The sequence below is a fragment of the Gordonia alkanivorans genome (genome assembly GCF_004011905.1).
In the GTDB taxonomy this organism is placed as follows: domain Bacteria; phylum Actinomycetota; class Actinomycetes; order Mycobacteriales; family Mycobacteriaceae; genus Gordonia; species Gordonia alkanivorans.
Window position 1 is genome coordinate 1,826,164 of sequence record NZ_CP027114.1, and the last position, 17,716, is coordinate 1,843,879.

A 17,716-nucleotide genomic window follows, 5' to 3' on the forward strand; every position below is an offset into this window, starting at 1 on the left:
GCTCGCCCCGGGGAGGTGAGCGAGGAAGATCACCCGACGTTCTGGAACTGCTCGGGCGTCTTGCCGGTCGCGGCGAACACCACCCGGCGACCGATCAGCACGGCGTGATCGGCGAAGCGTTCGTAGTAACGGCCGAGCAGGGTCACATCGACGGCGGCGGCGACGCCGTGCTGCCATTCGCGGTCCATCAGGACGGTGAACAGGTGGCGGTGGAGGTCGTCCATCGCGTCGTCCTCCTCCTGCAGGCGCAGCGCGGCCTGGGGATCGCGGGTCTCGAGGACCTCGTGAGCGCTCTTCGCGAGGGTCACCGCGAGCCGGCCCATCTCCGCGAAGTAGCCGTTGACCTCCTCGGGGAGGGCCTTCGCGGGATGGCGTCGACGGGCGACCTTGGCGACGTGGAGGGCCAGCGCGCCCATCCGGTCGGCGTCGGCGACGATCTGGAAACCGCTGACGACGCCGCGGAGGTCCCCGGCGACGGGCGCCTGGAGTGCGAGAAGGGCGAAGGACTGCTCCTCGGCGCGGGCCGACAACTGCGTCATCCGCTCGGCGTCGCCGATGACCTCTTCGGCAACGGCGAGGTCGGCTTGCAGCAGTGCCTGGGTGGCTCGCGACATCGCGGTGCCCGCGAGTTCACACATCTCACCCAGGACGTGGGTCAGCGCCTCGAGTTGCTCTTGGTAGGCGGTACGCATGTCCCCAGGATACGTCGGGAATCGGTCCAGCCCGCCCACGGCCGATGAACGCAGCGTGAACGCCCGGTGCAGAACCTTCGACGTCGGTTCGTCCGGACCGGCCGGACTAGGTGCAGGTGGTGTCGCCCGCGTTGGTGACGGCGAGGTCGTTGGGCAGGTCACCGGAGTTCTCGGCCGGCGCGAGCTGCTCGACGTTCACCGTGGCGCCGGCGTCGGGCACCGACCCCAGCTCGCCGGTGAAGTCGGACCCGAGGATGAGTTCGACACCCGACTTGACCGTCCGGTCGAGCTGGATCTCGGCGCCGGGGAACATCGCGGCCAGCGTGGCGGCCGCGTTCTGCTGTCCCGGGCCGTACCGCACGACGGTGTCGTCCCGGTCCTCCGACGCGTCGGCGACGCCGCGGACGTCGAAGCCGTACGGGGTGAGCTGCTCGGAGACCTCGGCGGCCAGACCGGTGGTGGAGGTGCCGTTGAGCACGCGGACACCGACGTTTCCGGGGTTCTGCGCGGTGGCGTTGATCCGTCCCGGGGTCTCGGTCGAGTTCCGCGAAGTCGGAGCCCGAGAGGGGGCCTTCGATGTCGGCTTCTTCTTCTCGACCTTCTCACCGGGCAGTGGGAGGTCGTCGATGATCGCGTTGAAGATCGCGTCGATGTCGTCGGTGCGCGGGATCTCGTTGTTCTGACCGTCCTCGGAGGTGCCGGAGGTGGGGATGGTCAGGAAGGAGACGCGGCCGGCCTCGATGCCCTGCATCGACTCGGCGAGATTGATCAGCGACTGGGTGTCCACACCGTCGACGTAGCTGTACTCGATGAAGGTGTTGACGATGCCGTTGAGCTTGTTCGGGTTGGACAGCACATTGCCCGAGAGTGTCGACCGCAGCAGCGACGACATGAACAGCTGCTGGCGCTTGATGCGGCCGTAGTCGCCGTTGCCCTCCGACGCGATGTTGCGGGCGCGGACGTAATTGAGTGCACGGCGGCCGGTGAGCTTCTGCTTGCCGGGCTTGCGCAGGATGTGGCCGATCTCGTAGTCGTACAGCGGGACCGTCGAACACACCTCGACACCACCGATCGCCCGGACGACCTTCTCGAATCCGTAGAAGTCCATGCCGATGAAGTGGTTGATGTTGAGGCCGCTCATCTGCGTGATGACGCGCACGAGGCACTGCGGGCCGCCGTAGAAGTAGACGCTGTTGAGCTTCACGCCGTCTTCTGCGGGCAACTCGGCGCCGTATTCGCCGGTTTCGTTGTCCCAGGAGTTGCACGCGGGGCGATCGACCTGGAGGTCGCGGGGAAAGGACACCGCGACGACGCGCTCGCGGTTGGCCGGGACGTTGACCAGGATGACGGTGTCGGAACGGGCACCCTCGGCGTCGGCGACGGTACCCGCGCCGACCTTCGAGTTGTTGCCGCCGCGGGTGTCGGTGCCGACGATCAGGTAGGTCTCGTCGCCGTGCTGGGCTTCCTTGTTGCGGATGTTCTGGTCGTCGGCGTCGACGGCGGTCACATTTCGCCAGTTGCCGTTCCACGACTGCAGGTAGTTCCAGACGAAACCCGTGCCGACCAGGGCGGTCACACAGGCGATGGCCACCAGGATGCGTCCGGTGGCGGTGGTCTTGCGGACGAGCGAGCCGCGACGGTCGCGGTCACTGCCCGGGTGGCGCCGTGGACCCTGACGGAGTTGCAGCGGACCGGTCAGATCGGGCGTGCGCTCGAGAGGTGCGCGCGGCGGGCTCGGGGCGACCGGCGGCACCACGGCGTCCTGGGCGCGCGACTCCTCGATGGCCCGCTTCGCGGTGGCCTGGTCCGACAGATCGGGTGCGGGGTCGCCGGGCTTGTCACCGATCGTGGGGATCTTCTGGGTGACGTCGTTGCCGAAGTGATGGATCTCGGTGGGACGATCGTCGCCCGCAGGCTGGCCCCGGTCGCTCCGTCCGAGCGGGGGACGCGGGGGCGGGACCTGGTCGGGTTGCGCCGGGTCGAAGCGACGCGACCGGCCGCGGGTGGTGGGCGGGATGGGCGCGGATCGACCGGCCGGGGGTGCCTGGTCGGGGGCGTCGGCGCGGGAACGTCCGCGACGCGGGGTGTCGGTCGGAGGTGTCCGCGGTTCCTCCGCGTTCATCTGCTCCATGAGCTCGCGGACGGTCAGACGCGTCCGCCCGCGGACGAAACGATCGCTGGCACGCGGTTCACGGAGACTCGGGTGCGCACTCGACGCGGAGGCGTCCTGGGCGCGTGGATCCAGCGGGGGACGGCGGTCGTTCGCATCGTCCGGGCGCCCGGCACGACGGCCACGACGAGACCTGTTGGCCTCGTCCCCCGCCTCCGGTTCGTCCGGGCCCGATGTCCAACGACTCAATGCACGTTCCTCATGCCCCGAGGTCTACAAAGCGCCAACCGCGCGTCGGGGCTGGTCGACGCGGTGCGCACGCACGTACGGACCCGGCAGGCCGGGACCTCCGCGCCATCTTACTGATCGCACCTGAGAAGAGGCCTCAGCCAGAGGTGCGTTGTGACGGTTTTCGCAGAACGTGTCAGCCGCCGGAGTGCATGATCTCCGCGCCGGCGGGCACGACGTCCTCGTCGGGATCGTCGAGCCAGCCGTCGGGCAGCGCGACCTTCGCCGGCGAACCCTGACGGCCTCGCGGACCGTGGCCGTCGCTGGGGAACGGCGCGTCGGCGGGCAGTTCGGACAGCAGTTCCCGTAGCTCGTCGACGCTGCCGACGAGTGCCATCCGCCGCCGGATCTCCGAGCCGGCCGGGAATCCCCGCAGGTACCACGCCACGTGCTTGCGGATCTCGCGGCAGCCCTTCATCTCCCCGTGGTGGTCGACGAGCAGCTGGCAGTGCCGGACCATGATCTCGGCGACCTCGCCCAGGTTCGGGGGAGTGGGTGCGTCGAATCCGTTGAGCTCGGCGGCGAGTTCGGCGAACAGCCACGGGCGTCCGAGGCAGCCGCGGCCGACGACGACACCGTCGCAGCCGGTCCGGTTCATCATCGCGACGGCGTCGGCGGGTTCGAAGATGTCGCCGTTGCCCAGGACCGGCACCGAGGTGACGTGCTCCTTCAGACGGGCGATCTCGTTCCAGTCGGCCTCGCCGGAGTACCGCTGTGACGCGGTCCGGGCGTGCAGGGCGACCGCCGCGGCACCCTCCTCGGCGGCGATGCGGCCGGCGTCGAGGTGCGTGCGGTGGTCGTCGTCGATGCCGATGCGGAACTTGACGGTGACCGGGATGTCGGTGCCCTCGGTGGCCCGGACGGCAGCCGCGACGATCTTGCGGAACAGCGTCCGCTTGTAGGGGATGGCCGAGCCACCGCCCTTCCGTGTCACCTTGGGCACGGGGCAGCCGAAGTTCATGTCGATGTGGTCGGCGAGGTTCTCGTCGACGATCATCTTCGCGGCCTGGTAGGTGTACTCCGGATCGACGGTGTACAGCTGCATCGACCGCGGGTTCTCATCGGGTCCGAAGGTCGTCATGTGCATCGTGACCGGGTGGCGTTCGACGAGCGCCCGGGCGGTCACCATCTCGCAGACGTAGAGCCCGGAGACGGTACCGGTGCGTGCGAGTTCGAGCTCACGGCACAGGGTGCGGAACGCGACATTGGTGACCCCGGCCATCGGGGCGAGGACGACGGGGCTCGCCAGCTCGATCGAGCCGATGCGCAGCGCAGAACCGGCGCCTTCGGTGATCGAAGGCGCCGGGCTGTCGCTGCTCCCTGAGGTGTGAGCGGAGCGAGCCTCGAAGGGGAGGGTCGTGCTCAGGATGCCTGCTGCTCCCGCTTCTTGGCCTCGCGGGCGAGCGAACGATCGCGCATCTCCTCGAAGCGGATGGTGTCCTTCTCGAGCTGCTCGAGGAAGGTGGCCAGCTCTTCGCGGACCTTCTCGCCCTCGGCGGTGAAGTCGTCGCGCTCGAAGACGTTCCACTTGCGCAGAACCGGCATGACGACCTCTTCGAGGTGCTGACGGAGGTCGTAGATGCCGTGCTTGGCCATCAGCACGCCGTGGCGACGGAAGTTGGGCATACCGGCGCCGGGCATCTGGAAGTTGGTCACGATGTCGGTGACCGCGCGCAGCGTCTGGTCGGGGGCGATGTCGAAGCCCGCGCCGCAGATGTTGCGGTAGAAGATCATGTGCAGGTTCTCGTCGGCCGCGATGCGCTGCAGCATCTTGTCGGCGATCGGGTCGTTGCAGGCCTTGCCGGTGTTGCGGTGGCTGACGCGGGTCGCGAGTTCCTGGAAGGTCACGTATGCGACCGAGTGCAGGAGGCCGAGCTCGTCGGCGTGCTCCTCGAGCTCGTCGACGCGACCTGCGGCCGCCAGCATCGGGTCGTAGCCGTTGGTCATGTGGATCATCCGGGCCTCTTCGAGGGCGACCGGATCGACACCGCGGGTGACGACGAGGTAGTCGCGCATGACGATGCCGTGACGGTTCTCCTCGGCGGTCCAGCGACCGACCCAGTGGCCCCATGCGGAGTCCATCGAGAAGTTGTCGGCGATGACGCGGTGGTACGAGGGCAGGTTGTCCTCGGTCAGCAGGTTGGTGATCATCGCGGCCTTGGCGACCTCGCCGAGCTGCGACTGCTCGGGGTCGTAGTCGACGCCACCGAGGGCGGCGAAGTTGCGGCCCTCGTCCCACGGGACGTAGTCGTGCGGGTTCCAGTCCTTGGCGATCTTCAGGTGACGGTTGACGTTGTCCTCGGCAACCGGGGCGAGCTCCTTGAGAAGCTCGAGTTGCGTCAGCTCGCGTGCCATATAGATGTCCTCCGAAACGGTGTCCGCGTGTGTCGTACGTGTGTCGTCTTCTTCTCACGCCTCGCGGCGGTGCCACGAGTGTGTTCGCGACGTCGTCGTGGGCGGGTCCCGCCCACCCGGGCGGACCTTTGGTGGTCTCGGACGCGCGGCGCGCAGCCCTACCCCCACTGGTCAAAGCTCTAGCCTACGGCACTCGGGACTGCGTCCCAAGTCCGTCTGTGATGCTGTCGTGTCCTGATGGTGCCGACGTTACGAACGCGCCCGGTGGTGTCGGTCACGGTCGTCGTGGCCGGCCGCCCGGCGGTCTCGTCGCAGGTGGGCAGGGTCCCTGCCGGTGTCAGTCCTTGCTGCGGGGCCGGGCGAAGAAGGCGCCGGTGGTCGTCATCCACTGTTCGGCGGCCTCGTCGAGGTTGCCGAATTCGCGGGCCTTCTCACACCACCGCATCGCCGCCCGGCCGAACTCCATCGGGTTGTAGACGTCTTCCTCCTTGCTCCACAGGCCGTCGCCCGCATAGGTGAGGATGGTGATGTTGGTGGCGGTGATGAGGCTCTGGTCGCCGGGGTCGCGCATCGGGTTGTCGACCTCGCAGATCACCCGGCTCGTCGGGGCGTCGACGACGTGCCACAGCGAAGGGAACGACGTCATGTGGCTGCCGGGGAAGGCCGTCATGGTGCGCCAGGCCCAGGCCCGGATCTCCTCGCGGCCCCGCATCGTGCCCAGCGCGTGCTCGACGAAGTCGGCGTCCTCGGTGAACATGTCGGCGTAGCGGTCCCAGTCTCCGCCGGCCGCGACCTCGGCGACCGTGCGCTGGAACCCTGCGAACGCCTCGTTCAGTTCGTCGGCGCTGAAGGGCCCGGTGGTGTCGGTGACTTTCTCGGTGGATTCCATCGACGCCGATCGTAGGGTTCAGACGGTGTCCTCCGGCCGCGTTTGGCGACACTCGGTAGCATTCGGTGCCTACGCATCCGCCCGAAGGCCGGGGTGCAAGGGGTATCGGTGAGGACGTCATGTACCAGGTAGGGGACCTGATCGCGGGGTACCGCGTACTTGACGTGCTCGGACGCGGCGGCATGGGCGACGTCTACAAGGCGGCCCATCCCCGGCTCCCGCGGTCAGATGCACTCAAGGTCCTGCGATCGGGGCATGCCACCGACCCGGTCTTCCGCGCCCGGTTCGAGCGCGAGGCCGACATCGTTGCGCCGCTGCACCATCCCAACGTGGTCACCGTCTACGACCGCGGTGTCTTCGACGGGCAGCTCTGGATCGCGATGGAGTACGTACCCGGTATCGACGTCGCGCGGATGCTCGCGGCCGACTCGCCCCTCGACCCCCGGCTGGCGTGCACGATCGTCACCGGGGTGGCGGCCGGACTCGACGCCGCCCACCGTCGCGGGATCATGCACCGCGACATCAAACCCGCCAACATCCTCGTCACCCCCGGCGTCGGTGGCGGTCCCGGCAACACCGGGTCGCTGCCCCCGGAGGCGGTGAAGGTCACCGACTTCGGCATCGCGCAGGTGCTCGACGAGGTCACGAACCTGACCGGCACCGGCATCACGATCGGGACGATGCACTACGCGTCGCCCGAGCAGATCGAGGGTCGCCGAGTCGACGCCCGCAGCGACATCTACTCGCTCGGGGCGACCGCCTACGAGCTCCTGACCGGTGCACCGCCTTTCGACTCCCCGTCGTTGCACGGCCTGATGACCGCGCACATGTACCACGAGCCGCCGGCGGCGAGTGGTCGCAACGGGGCGTTGCCGACCGCGGTCGACGGGGTGCTCGCACGGGCGATGGCCAAGAACCCCGACGACCGGTATCCGGCCGCGGGTGAGTTCGCCGATGCCCTGCGCGATGCCTTCGACACCCGCCAGACCCTCGTCGGGCCGGGTCTGCAGCCGACTCCCGGTGGCTATCGGTCTTCTTCGGGGCAGACCCCGGTGGTGCCGGCCACCGGACACCCGACATCGTCTGCGGCGCCTCATGATCAACCGACCGATCCGACGACCCGAGCGCGATTGGGGCCACCGCGAAGCGTCTCGGCAGAGACCCTGCACGGATGGTCGCCCGCGCCCGCCGCGGAACCGGCCCGGCCGGCCCGCCGTGGTGTCGCCACGGTGGTCGCGATCGGGGCGTCGCTGGCGCTGATCGCCGGAATCCTCGGTGCCGGAGCGGCATTCGTGAGCACCTCCGCGGGGAATCTGGAGACCCCCAGTCCGCCCGATGCGGAGGTGTCGACGACGGCGGTCGAACTGTCCTGGAGCCACGTCGACGGTGCGACGAACTACGTGGTCACCCAGAACGACGAGGTGATCTACTCCGGTCCGGGCACCAAGTTCACCGCGCCGCGTCCCGTACCGGGGACCTACACCTATCAGGTCGCCGCGCAGGACGAGGACGGCCGGACCTCCGAGTTCTCCCGCAACTCCGAGGCGGTCGACGTCTTCATGACGTGGGGCGAACTGCAACCCATCGCCGACCTCTACCACGACCTGGTGCCGGCATCACCGTTGAGCACCAACGGTTTCGACGGCATGCGGTGCTGGGGCGAGGACGGCGACCTCGCGTTCGAGTCGTCCAAGCGCACGGTCTGGTGCACCCGCTACCTCGACGAGGAGGCCAAGAACGCCGACTACCAGGTGATCATCGACGTCTACGACACCCCCGAGGAGGCGCGGGCCGCGGCCGACGTGACCGCGTACAACCTGCGCGGCACCGGTTACACGACGGCCCAGGGCCACACCGGCACGCTGTATCTCTCGGACAAGCAGCGCGATCAGGGGCAGGCCATCCTCGCCCACGACACCGGTGACCGCGCGAAATCGGTTGTGTGGGTAGTGGTTCCCGGCAAGACGGCCGCAGCCGCGGCCGATCTGCTGAAGAGGCTGCCGATCTGATGGCGCAACCGGTCACCACCCAGCCCGCGGGGCCGCCCACCACCCCGCCGCGTACGCCGACCCTGCGGCCGTGGACCATCGCGTTGATCGTCTTCGCCGTGCTGTTGACGGCGGTCGGCTCGTTCTTCTCCGTGCGCGCGTTCACCAGCGTCGACGTGCCGGACACGCCCACCGGTCTGACACTCGACGCCGGCACGGGACGCCTCGTCGCGACCTGGGAACCGGTTCCGGGGGCGACGGGTTATCAGCTCGTCCGCGACGACGGGTTCGTCGTCTACCGCGGTACGGAGACCGAGGTCCTCGACGCGGCCGTGCCCGCGGGTGAGCACACCTACAGGGTGGCCGCACTGGACGGGAACGCCGTCTCGCCGCCGAGCCCGCCGCAGTCGGTACGGACCGGCGCGAGCTGGGGTGTCTACGCGCCACTCGTCGAGCAGTTCCCCGAACTCCTCCCGCAGACGCCGGACACCGCCGCGAAGTGGAACGACACCGAGTGCGTCCGCCGATACGCCGGTGGCCGCGACGAGGTCGGCCCGTCGGAGACCGGAAACGGCAAGGTGCGCACCGTGTTCGTGGTGCGCTGTGCCGCCGGGGCCGTCGACCGCCCTTTCGGCGTGTTCTGGTTCGCCTCGAGGGATGCGCTCAACGCCGAGTACTCCCGGTCGTCGGCGACCTCGCGTCCGGTGCGGTGGAGGCACGGCACCGGCCTGATCGACGAGAACGGTCGCGGCGTATTCAAGATCACCGACGACCCGGCCCGGGAACTGGCGATGATCGTGGTGTTGCAGACCCCCGCCCAGAACGTCCTCGAGATGGTCGATTCGATGCCGATCTGAGTCCTCCTCGAGGGGATCGGTGGCAACCTGGACGAGCGACTGAGACGAACACACATCCGGGGTCTCCCGCGTGCGGCATGATGGCGTGGGGGCCCGGGGCCGGGACGGAAAGGCTGGTGTCATGCAGCGGTTGAGTGGTTTGGATGCGTCGTTCCTCTACCTGGAGACCCGCAGCCAGCTGATGCACGTCATCGGTCTCGTGGAGATCGATCCGAGCACCATGCCGGACGGGTACGACTTCGCCAAGCTGCGTGCGGAGATGGAGCGGCGCGTCGCCGCGATCCCGGCCTTCCGCCGCAAACTCGACAACTCCGTCTTCAACATCGACCACCCCGTGTGGATCGAGGACGAGGACTTCGACATCGAGCGTCACGTCCATCGGGTGGCCGTGCCCGCACCGGGCGGTGCCGGTGAGGTCGCCGAACTGTGCGGTCATCTCGCCGGTCAGACCCTCGACCGGGGCAAGCCGCTATGGGAACTGTGGATCATCGAGGGACTGTCCAACGGCCGTATCTGCGCGATGCTGCGCATGCACCACGCCGGCACGGACGGTGTCACCAGCGCCGAGATGCTCGCCCAGATGTGCACCCTCACACCGGAACCACCTGAACTCGACTCGTCGAAGATCCGCGAGTCGGCCGGTCCGCCGTCGCGCGCGACGATCGCCGCGACGGGGGCGCTCAACTACTTCGTCCAGCGCCCGCTGGCGATGGCCAAACTGCTGCCGCGAACGGTCAGCGTGCCGGTCGGGTGGCTGCGCCGCGCCCAGCACCAGTCGGCCATGCCCGCTCCGTTCATGGCGCCCCGGACGCGGTTCAACTCGACGATCACGCCCCATCGCAGCATCGGCCTCAGCCAACTGTCGCTCGACGACGTCAAGCGGGTGAAGAACCACTTCGGGGTGAAGATCAACGACGTCGTCCTGGCCTTGGTCGGCGGTGCGCTGCGCACCTACCTTCTCGAACACGACGAACTGCCCGACAAACCGCTCGTCGGGATGGTGCCGGTGTCGGTGCACGATGCCGACGAGAAAGATCTCGTGGTCGAGGGGACCAACAAGGTGACCGGGATGTTCACCCAGTTGCCCACCGACATCGAGGATCCAGTGGAGCGACTCGAGAAGCAGGCGGAGTTCAGCCGTACGTCGAAGGAACACCACGCCGAGATCGACGCCAACATCCTGCGATCCTGGGCGCAGTTCGCGCCCGGGACCACGTTGTCGACGGCGATGAAGGTCTACGGCAACCGGAAGCTGGCGTCGGCGCATCCGCCGATCTTCAATGTCCTCGTGTCGAACGTCGCCGGTCCCGACTTCCCGTTGTACTTCCTCGGTTGTCGGGTCACCGCGGTCTACCCGCTCGGACCGATCTTCCACGGACTCGGCCTGAACATCACGGTGTTCTCCGCCGACGGGAACCTCAACATCGGCATCCTGGCGTGCACCGATCAGACCCCCGACCCGTGGGAGATCGCCAACGCCTTCGACGATCAGCTCAAGCAGCTGCTCGCCGCCTGCGACTGAACGTCTACTCTCCCCGTCCGCCCGCGAGCTGGTCCAGCCAGACGCGTGCGGACGCGTCGGACGGCGACCGCCAGTCGCCGCGGGGCGACAACGAACCGCCCGAACCGATCTTGGGGCCGTTGGGCATCGCGGTGCGCTTGAACTGGTTGCCCATGAAACGCTTCAGGAAGACGCCGAGCCAGTGCTCGATGGTCGCGGCGTCGTACTCGTTGCGCTTGTCCTCGACGAGCAGCTCCGACCACGGCCCGCGCGAGCGGTCACCCCAGGCCTGCCCGGCGAGGTAGGCGACCTTGGTCGGCCGGTACCCGAATCGAGTGACGTGGTAGAGGAAGAAGTCGTGGAGCTCGTACGGCCCGACGGTGTCCTCGGTGGACTGGATCTTGCCGTCGTCGCCGGCCGGGACGAGCTCGGGGGAGATGACGTCGTCGAGGATCTCGGCGAGCACCTCGGTGGTCTCCGCCGAATGGTGGCTGTTGCTGATCATCCACCGGATGAGGTGCTGGATCAGGGTTTTCGGCACCGACCCGTTGACGTTGTAGTGGGACATCTGGTCGCCGACACCGTAGGTGCACCAGCCGAGCGCGAGCTCGGACAGGTCGCCGGTGCCGAGGACGATGGCGCCGTGATGATTCGCCAGCCGGAACAGGTGCGATGTGCGCTCGCCCGCCTGCACGTTCTCGAACGTGACGTCGTAGACCTTCTCGCCGCGGGAGTACGGGTGGTCGAGATCGGCGAGCATCTGCTCGCACGACGGCCGGATGTCGATCTCCTTGCCGCTCACGCCGAGTGAGTTCATCAGCACGTGTGAGCGACGCAGCGTCGCGCCGCCGGTGGCGAAACCGGGCATCGTGTAACCCAGGATGTTGGTGCGGGGCAGGCCGAGTCGGTCGAAGGTGTCGACCGCGACGAGCAGGGCGAGGGTCGAGTCGAGGCCGCCGGAGACGCCGATGACGATCTTGTCGATACCTGTCGATCGCAGGCGCTGGGCGAGTCCCTGCACCTGGATGTGGCGGACCTCGGCACACCGCTCGTCGCGGTCGGCGGAATCGGCCGGTACATAGGGGAACCGGGGCACGACACGGCGCAGCACATCGTCGTCGCCGCCCAGCTCGCCGAATGAGAAACCGATGCGGCGCAACGACTTCAGGCGATCGGAGTAGTCGCCGGCCTGGTCGCGCAGGCTGATCATCCGCATGCGTTCCTGCCGGATCCGATCGAGGTCGATGTCGGCGGAGATCACCTGATCGGTGGTCGCGAACTGTTCGCTCCGTGCGAGTAGGGAACCGTTCTCGGTGATGAGGGCGTCACCGTCCCAGGCGAGATCGGTCGTGGACTCGCCGTAACCCGCAGCGACATAGACGTGCCCGGAGATCGTGCGCGCGGAATGGCCGGTGCACAGGTTCTTCCGGTAGGACTCCTTGCCGACGGTGACCGGGCTGCCGGAGAGATTGGCCAGCACGGTTGCGCCACCGAGAGCGGCCCAGGTGCTCGGCGGGATCGCCACCCAACCGTCCTCGCAGATCTCCACATGCAGTGCGAAGCCGGGCAGATCGGCGGCCTCGAAGATCAGATCGGCCCCGAACGGGACCGCCTCGCCTTCGACGGTCACCGTGGTGGGCACCGCGTCGCGGGCCGCGGAGAAGAACCGCTGCTCGTAGAACTCGCGATAGTTCGGCAGATACGACTTCGGGACCACGCCCAGCACCGCCCCGTCGCGGATCACGGCCGCGCAGTTGAACAGTCCGTCGCCGACGACCATCGGCAGACCCACGACGACCAGCGGCCGGAGACCCCTGCTGGCCGCGACGATCTCACCGAGCGCGACGCGGCAGCCGTCGATCAGCGCGTCCTGGTGGAACAGGTCGTCGACGCTGTAGCCGCACAGCCCGAGTTCGGGGAAGACCACCAGCGCGGCGCCGTCGTCGGCGGCCTGCCGCATCAACTCGATGGTGCGTGCGGCGTTCGCGGCGGGTTCGGCGATCGTGAGGACGGGCACGGCACCCGCGACCCGAACGAAGCCGTTTGCGTAGACAGACACGTCGACAACAGTAAACGGCGCGGTGTGCGGTGGGCGCGATGTCTGTCGTCAGGCCCGCCACCACGTGTCGTCGAGTTCGACCGGCGTCGTGCGCTTGTGGCGATTGCGGTGCCAGGCCGCCTCGATCCTCTCCGCCGTCTCGACCGGGACCTCGCGGCCCTCGAGGTAGTCGTCGATGTGCTCGTAGGTCAGGCCCAACTCGTCCTCGTCGGTCTGGCCCGCCTTCTCGTCGAGCAGGTCGGCGGTCGGGACCTTCGCCCACAGTTGCCGCGGCGCGCCGAGGTGACGCAGCAGCGACCGGCCCTGGCGTTTGTTCAGACCGGCCAGCGGCAGGATGTCCGCGGCGCCGTCACCGTACTTGGTGAAGAAGCCGGTGACGTTCTCCGAGGCATGGTCGGCGCCGACGACCAGGAGCCCGCGATCGCCGGCCACCGCGTACTGGGCGACCATGCGGTGGCGTGCCTTGGCGTTGCCCTTGGTGAAGTCGGTGAGCGCGGTGCCCGTCGCCTCCGAGATCTCGTCGTTGAGGGCGTCCACCCCGGGCGCGACGTTGACGGTCAGCGTCTCGTCGGCCGCCACGAACTCGACGGCCGCCGCGGCGTCGTCCTCGTCGTGCTGCATCCGGTAGGGCAGGCGCATGCCCACGAACACCGCGTCACCACCGTCGGCGCGGACGCGCTCGACCGCGATCTGGGCCAGGCGTCCGGCGAGGGTCGAGTCGACGCCGCCGGAGATGCCGAGCACATACCCCGAGGCGCCGATCGTGCCCAGGTAGTCGGTGAGGAATCGCACCCGCCGCTCGACCTCGTCGGCCGGATCGATCGAGGGTTTGACCCCCAGGACGTCGATGATGGTCCGCTGGGTCTCACGCATTCGCGCTCCAATGCTCGCTCGGGGTCTCCGTCGACCAGCCGAGGTCACTCCTCGCGGGGTATCCGGACGCCGACGAGGTGGGCGTCGGGGTCCGGGGTCATACCGAGGCGATCCCAGGGCTGCGACACGGTGAGTACCGCATAAGCGGATGTCGGAAACCGATCTATGGGACCGGAGGGGTCGAGCGTGAGCGCGGTCTGCGGCATCCCGGGTTCGTGACCGACGACGAGCAGCGTGGACGCCTCGACAGGCGCATGGATGCGGATGGCCTCCAGCACGTCGTCGGAGTCGCCGCCGTAGATGTCCTCGACGTAGGCGACCGGCGCCCGGACGCCGGTCCGCTCGAGGGTCTGGCGGGTCCGGGTCGACGTCGAGCACAGCACCGCGTCGACGCGCAGGCCCTCGTCGGACATCCACCGTCCCGCGAGAGCGGCCTGGCGATCGCCGCGTTCGGCCAGTGGACGGTCGTGGTCACGCGTCGCCGGGGGATAGCCCGACTTGCCGTGACGCATCAGGATCAGCGTCCGCATGCCGCTCATGCGGTCCCGGTGCGCCGGGATCCGGCCGGATAGGCGTCGGGGTCGGCGGCGATGGTGCGCAGCAGGCGGACGGTCGCGCGCCACGCCGCGGCCTCCTGGCGGAGGAAGGCGGCGTGCTCGTGCTCGTCGTGCAACTCGGCCTCGTCGGCCAGCGCATCGAACTCGAGATGTTCGTCGACGGCACAACCGATGAGTTCGTCCAGAGTCGTGCAGTCGGCGCAGGCCCGCTCGATCGCGGCCGCGTCGAGGGTGGCCAGGCGTTCCAGATCCGACCGATACCGCATGGTTGTCGAATGTACGCCGTCGGCGCTGGTTGCCGACGTTGCGACACCGGGTGCAGCGTCGCCGACCGGTGCCCGATTCGGGCGCGGGGTCCGCGACGCCCTTACCCTTGTGGACGTGCACACCTGGGTACCCGCGCTCCTGGCGGTGCTGGCGGCGTTGTTGATCGCGGCCGGCACCGTGCTGCGGCAGCGTGCGTCGCGGGTCAACGGCGCGATCACCGCCGGATGGTGGGTGGGTGCCGTCATCGCGCTCTGCGGCTTCGGCCTGCAGGCGTCCGCGCTGGGTCTCGGGTCGATCCTGCTGGTGCAGCCCCTCGTCGTGCTGGCCGTGCTGTTCGCGCTGCCACTGGAGGCCTGGGCCGATCACCGGCATCCCGCGCGGATCGAGTGGGCGTGGGGTGGGGTGCTGGTCGCCTGCGTCGCGACCTTCCTCCTCGTCTCCCGGCCGGAGCCGTCACTCCGAAGACCGGATGCGCTCCTGCTGTGGGCCACGGTCGGGGCAGTCGTCGGGATCGTCGTCGGCCTGGTGTTGCTGGCACGGCGCTCCAGCCCGCACTACAAGGCACTGTTCTACGGGCTCGTCGCAGGCACGATGTTCGGGGTCTCGGCGCTGCTGGTCAAGGCGGTGATCTATCAGATCACCCACGAGTTCTGGCGCACCTTCGTCCAGCCGGAGATCTACCTGTTCGTGCTGGTCGTGGTCGGTGCGGTGGTGGCGCAGCAGCTCGGTTTCGGAGCGGGTGACCTGCAGACCTCGTTCCCGTCGATGACGGTCGCCGAGCCTGCGGTCGCGATGGTGCTCGGCGTGCTGCTGCTCGGCGAGAACCTCAACGTCTCCGTGCCCACTGCGATGTTCCTGGGCATCGTGCTCGCGATCATGATCCGGGCGGTGTGCGAGCTGGCGAAACTGTCGGCCGTCCGCGGATACGAACAGGCGGTCGCCGCAGAAGCGGAGATGCCGCCGACCGCTGGGCGGTCGGCGGCATGATCGAGCCGTGATCAGACGGTACTGAGCCCGCCTGCTCCGATCAGCCCTCGACCAGCTCCGCGATGCCCTCGGCCCACTCCTCGGCCTGCTTGGCGGGCTTGACCGACGACGAGCTGTCGTGGCGGGCGTGCTCGCCGACCTGAACCGCGCCACGCTTCGTCAGCATCTCGGCGACGATCTCGCCGCCGCGGTTGAAGGTGTCGTAGATCGAGTCGCCGAGCCCGAACACGGCGAAGCGCAGTCCGCTCAGGTCGGGGTTGACGCTCTCGAGCTCGTCGGCGAACGGCTCGGCGCCGGTGGGCAGCTCGCCCTCGCCGTAGGTCGAGCAGACGATCACCAGGAAGTCGGCGGGATCGAGGTCCTCGACCGCGTACTCACTCATGTCGTAGATCGAGGGATCGTGCTGGTTGAGCGCGTCCGCGATCGCGTCCGCGACGAGCTCACCCGTTCCGGTCTCGGTTCCGTAGAGGATGACGACCGACATATGCAGAACTCCTCTCGACGTCGGCTTTTCGCCAGAGAGGCTAGCCTAACCCGCTCCCCGTGGCTAAATCGCAGGTGGGAAGGGGGTTGGAAGAAATACTTGGATGTCCTACTATGTGGTGACAGAGGCCATAACCCCGAACTCCCGGATCGGGGCGCTCGCCGCCGGCTCACAGGCCGGCGAGGCAGGTCCGAAAGCTCCGAATACACGTCAAGGCCGTCGAGGCCGGAAGACCCGACCAGACAACCCCCAGAGAAGAATCAAAGGTGATCTGAAGTGTCCGCTCCCGCTGTCCCGTCCATCCCGCACTTCCTGAACGGCAAGCGCGTCACCGCCGAGGGCGGCCGCTTCGCCGACGTCTTCAACCCCAGTACCGGTGCCGTGCAGGCCCAGGTGCCGCTCGCCTCGACCGACGAGGTCGCCGCCGCCATCGCCACCGCGTCCGAGGCGCAGAAGGAATGGGCCGCGTGGAACCCGCAGCGTCGCGCGCGCGTCCTCATGCGCTTCGTCGACCTGGTCAACAAGAACGCCGACGAGCTCGCGACCACCCTGTCGCTCGAGCACGGCAAGACCCACGCCGACGCCCTCGGCGACATCCAGCGCGGCATCGAGGTCATCGAATTCGCCATCGGCATCCCGCATCTCATCAAGGGTGAGTTCACCGAAGGTGCCGGCGGCGGCATCGACGTGCACTCGATCCGCCAGCCGCTCGGTGTGGTCGCCGGCATCACGCCGTTCAACTTCCCGGCCATGATCCCGCTGTGGAAGGCCGGCCCCGCGCTCGCCTGCGGTAACGCCTTCATCCTCAAGCCGAGTGAGCGCGACCCCTCCGTGCCGGTCCGCCTCGCCGAATTGTTCACCGAGGCAGGGCTTCCCGACGGCGTCTTCCAGGTCGTCCACGGTGACAAGGAAGCGGTCGACGCGCTGCTCACCCACCCGGACGTCAAGGCCCTCGGCTTCGTCGGCAGCTCCGACATCGCGCAGTACATCTACTCGACCGCCGCCGCCCACGGCAAGCGTTCGCAGTGCTTCGGTGGCGCCAAGAACCACGCGATCATCATGCCCGACGCCAACCTGGACCAGGTCGTCGATGCGCTGATCGGTGCCGGTTACGGCAGCGCCGGCGAGCGTTGCATGGCCATCTCGGTCGCGGTCCCGGTCGGTGAGGAGACCGCAGACCGTCTGCGCGCCAAGCTGATCGATCGCGTCAACGCGCTGCGCGTCGGCCACAGCCTCGACCCGAAGGCCGACTACGGTCCGCTGGTCACCGCCGCCGCTCTCGAGCGCGTCCGCGGTTACATCACCAAGGGCGTCGACGAGGGCGCCGAGATCGTCATCGACGGCCGCGAGCGCACCAGCAACGAGCAGACCTTCGGGGATGACGACATCTCGAAGGGCTTCTTCATCGGCCCGACCCTGTTCGACCGGGTCACCAAGGACATGTCGATCTACACCGACGAGATCTTCGGTCCGGTGCTCACCATCGTCCGCGCCGGCGACTACGAAGAGGCTCTCGCTCTCGCGTCGGATCACCAGTACGGCAACGGTGTTGCGATCTTCACCCAGGACGGCGACGCTGCCCGCGACTTCACTGCGCGGGTCGAGGTCGGCATGGTCGGCGTGAACGTGCCGATCCCGGTTCCGGTGGCGTACTACACCTTCGGTGGCTGGAAGCGTTCGGGCTTCGGCGATCTCAACCAGCACGGCCCGGCGTCGATCCAGTTCTACACCAAGACCAAGACGGTCACGACCCGTTGGCCGTCCGGCATCAAGGACGGCGCCGAGTTCGTCATCCCGACGATGGACTGA

The 17,716-nt window shown here is 68.4% G+C and carries 15 protein-coding genes; 5 read left to right on the forward strand and 10 right to left on the reverse strand.

All coding sequences use genetic code 11. The features are described 5' to 3' along the window. Window positions 1-29: 29 nt before the first annotated feature. The 5 genes from phoU to C5O27_RS08400 form a co-directional block, all read right to left on the reverse strand. Window positions 30-692 carry a phosphate signaling complex protein PhoU gene (gene phoU, locus C5O27_RS08380; protein WP_127962458.1) on the reverse strand — a complete coding sequence of 221 codons (663 nt, stop codon included), beginning with the start codon at window positions 690-692 and terminating at the stop codon, window positions 30-32. A gap of 106 nt (window positions 693-798) precedes the next feature. Continuing rightward, entirely contained in the window at window positions 799-3,051 is a 2,253-nt protein-coding gene (locus C5O27_RS08385; RefSeq protein ID WP_127962459.1) for an LCP family protein, read from the reverse strand. 175 nt (window positions 3,052-3,226) lie between these two features. Further along, a complete protein-coding gene (gene dusB / locus C5O27_RS08390) occupies window positions 3,227-4,384 on the reverse strand; it encodes a tRNA dihydrouridine synthase DusB (RefSeq protein ID WP_127963798.1) in 1,158 nt (385 codons plus the stop codon). A gap of 68 nt (window positions 4,385-4,452) precedes the next feature. Then, a complete protein-coding gene (locus tag C5O27_RS08395; RefSeq protein ID WP_127962460.1) occupies window positions 4,453-5,445 on the reverse strand; it encodes an acyl-ACP desaturase in 993 nt (330 codons plus the stop codon). 337 nt (window positions 5,446-5,782) lie between these two features. Then, on the reverse strand, window positions 5,783-6,334 hold the full coding sequence (locus C5O27_RS08400) for a nuclear transport factor 2 family protein (RefSeq protein WP_127962461.1): 552 nt from the start codon (window positions 6,332-6,334) through the stop codon (window positions 5,783-5,785). A 119-nt stretch (window positions 6,335-6,453) separates the two neighbouring features. Here C5O27_RS08400 and C5O27_RS08405 point away from each other — a divergent pair, with 119 nt between their 5' ends. The 3 genes from C5O27_RS08405 to C5O27_RS08415 all read left to right on the forward strand — a co-directional run bounded on the left by C5O27_RS08405 (window position 6,454) and on the right by C5O27_RS08415 (window position 10,701). After that, window positions 6,454-8,343, forward strand: a complete 1,890-nt coding sequence (locus C5O27_RS08405; protein WP_127962462.1) for a protein kinase domain-containing protein — start codon at window positions 6,454-6,456, stop codon at window positions 8,341-8,343. Continuing rightward, entirely contained in the window at window positions 8,343-9,179 is an 837-nt protein-coding gene (locus C5O27_RS08410) for a fibronectin type III domain-containing protein (protein ID WP_127962463.1), read from the forward strand. The genes C5O27_RS08405 and C5O27_RS08410 overlap by 1 nt, the downstream gene beginning before the upstream one ends. 121 nt (window positions 9,180-9,300) lie before the next feature. Further along, window positions 9,301-10,701 carry a WS/DGAT/MGAT family O-acyltransferase gene (locus tag C5O27_RS08415; protein WP_006358652.1) on the forward strand — a complete coding sequence of 467 codons (1,401 nt, stop codon included), beginning with the start codon at window positions 9,301-9,303 and terminating at the stop codon, window positions 10,699-10,701. Between the two features lie 4 nt (window positions 10,702-10,705). On the opposite strand, the gene C5O27_RS08420 is transcribed toward C5O27_RS08415, so the two are convergent. Genes C5O27_RS08420 through C5O27_RS08435 form a run of 4 tightly spaced genes read right to left on the reverse strand, consistent with a single transcriptional unit; the run spans window position 10,706 to window position 14,435 of the window. After that, the gene (locus tag C5O27_RS08420) at window positions 10,706-12,739 is read right to left on the reverse strand and encodes an NAD(+) synthase (RefSeq protein ID WP_127962464.1); all 2,034 of its coding nucleotides are present in this window, start codon (window positions 12,737-12,739) and stop codon (window positions 10,706-10,708) included. Between the two features lie 48 nt (window positions 12,740-12,787). Then, complete coding sequence (nadE, locus tag C5O27_RS08425) at window positions 12,788-13,612, reverse strand: ammonia-dependent NAD(+) synthetase (protein WP_006358650.1); 825 nt, start codon at window positions 13,610-13,612, stop codon at window positions 12,788-12,790. A gap of 44 nt (window positions 13,613-13,656) precedes the next feature. Further along, entirely contained in the window at window positions 13,657-14,151 is a 495-nt protein-coding gene (locus C5O27_RS08430; protein ID WP_127962465.1) for a SixA phosphatase family protein, read from the reverse strand. Further along, complete coding sequence (locus C5O27_RS08435) at window positions 14,148-14,435, reverse strand: hypothetical protein (protein WP_127962466.1); 288 nt, start codon at window positions 14,433-14,435, stop codon at window positions 14,148-14,150. Before C5O27_RS08435 ends, C5O27_RS08430 begins: the two co-directional genes overlap by 4 nt. A gap of 115 nt (window positions 14,436-14,550) precedes the next feature. Between C5O27_RS08435 and C5O27_RS08440 the strand changes: the two genes are divergently transcribed. Continuing rightward, complete coding sequence (locus tag C5O27_RS08440; protein ID WP_127962467.1) at window positions 14,551-15,423, forward strand: DMT family transporter; 873 nt, start codon at window positions 14,551-14,553, stop codon at window positions 15,421-15,423. 40 nt (window positions 15,424-15,463) lie between these two features. On the opposite strand, the gene C5O27_RS08445 is transcribed toward C5O27_RS08440, so the two are convergent. After that, window positions 15,464-15,907 carry a flavodoxin domain-containing protein gene (locus C5O27_RS08445; RefSeq protein ID WP_006358646.1) on the reverse strand — a complete coding sequence of 148 codons (444 nt, stop codon included), beginning with the start codon at window positions 15,905-15,907 and terminating at the stop codon, window positions 15,464-15,466. A gap of 276 nt (window positions 15,908-16,183) precedes the next feature. Here C5O27_RS08445 and C5O27_RS08450 point away from each other — a divergent pair, with 276 nt between their 5' ends. Then, a complete protein-coding gene (locus C5O27_RS08450; protein ID WP_006358645.1) occupies window positions 16,184-17,716 on the forward strand; it encodes a CoA-acylating methylmalonate-semialdehyde dehydrogenase in 1,533 nt (510 codons plus the stop codon).

Bases quoted from the DNA above. Each gene is read 5' to 3' on its own strand.
- C5O27_RS08415 (WP_006358652.1), top strand. From the start codon at position 9,301: ATGCAGCGGTTGAGTGGTTTGGATGCGTCGTTCCTCTACCTGGAGACC.
- C5O27_RS08430 (WP_127962465.1), bottom strand. From the start codon at position 14,151: ATGAGCGGCATGCGGACGCTGATCCTGATGCGTCACGGCAAGTCGGGC.
- nadE (WP_006358650.1), bottom strand. From the start codon at position 13,612: ATGCGTGAGACCCAGCGGACCATCATCGACGTCCTGGGGGTCAAACCC.
- C5O27_RS08405 (WP_127962462.1), top strand. From the start codon at position 6,454: ATGTACCAGGTAGGGGACCTGATCGCGGGGTACCGCGTACTTGACGTG.
- C5O27_RS08410 (WP_127962463.1), top strand. From the start codon at position 8,343: ATGGCGCAACCGGTCACCACCCAGCCCGCGGGGCCGCCCACCACCCCG.
- C5O27_RS08435 (WP_127962466.1), bottom strand. From the start codon at position 14,435: ATGCGGTATCGGTCGGATCTGGAACGCCTGGCCACCCTCGACGCGGCC.
- C5O27_RS08395 (WP_127962460.1), bottom strand. From the start codon at position 5,445: ATGGCACGCGAGCTGACGCAACTCGAGCTTCTCAAGGAGCTCGCCCCG.
- C5O27_RS08445 (WP_006358646.1), bottom strand. From the start codon at position 15,907: ATGTCGGTCGTCATCCTCTACGGAACCGAGACCGGAACGGGTGAGCTC.
- C5O27_RS08400 (WP_127962461.1), bottom strand. From the start codon at position 6,334: ATGGAATCCACCGAGAAAGTCACCGACACCACCGGGCCCTTCAGCGCC.
- phoU (WP_127962458.1), bottom strand. From the start codon at position 692: ATGCGTACCGCCTACCAAGAGCAACTCGAGGCGCTGACCCACGTCCTG.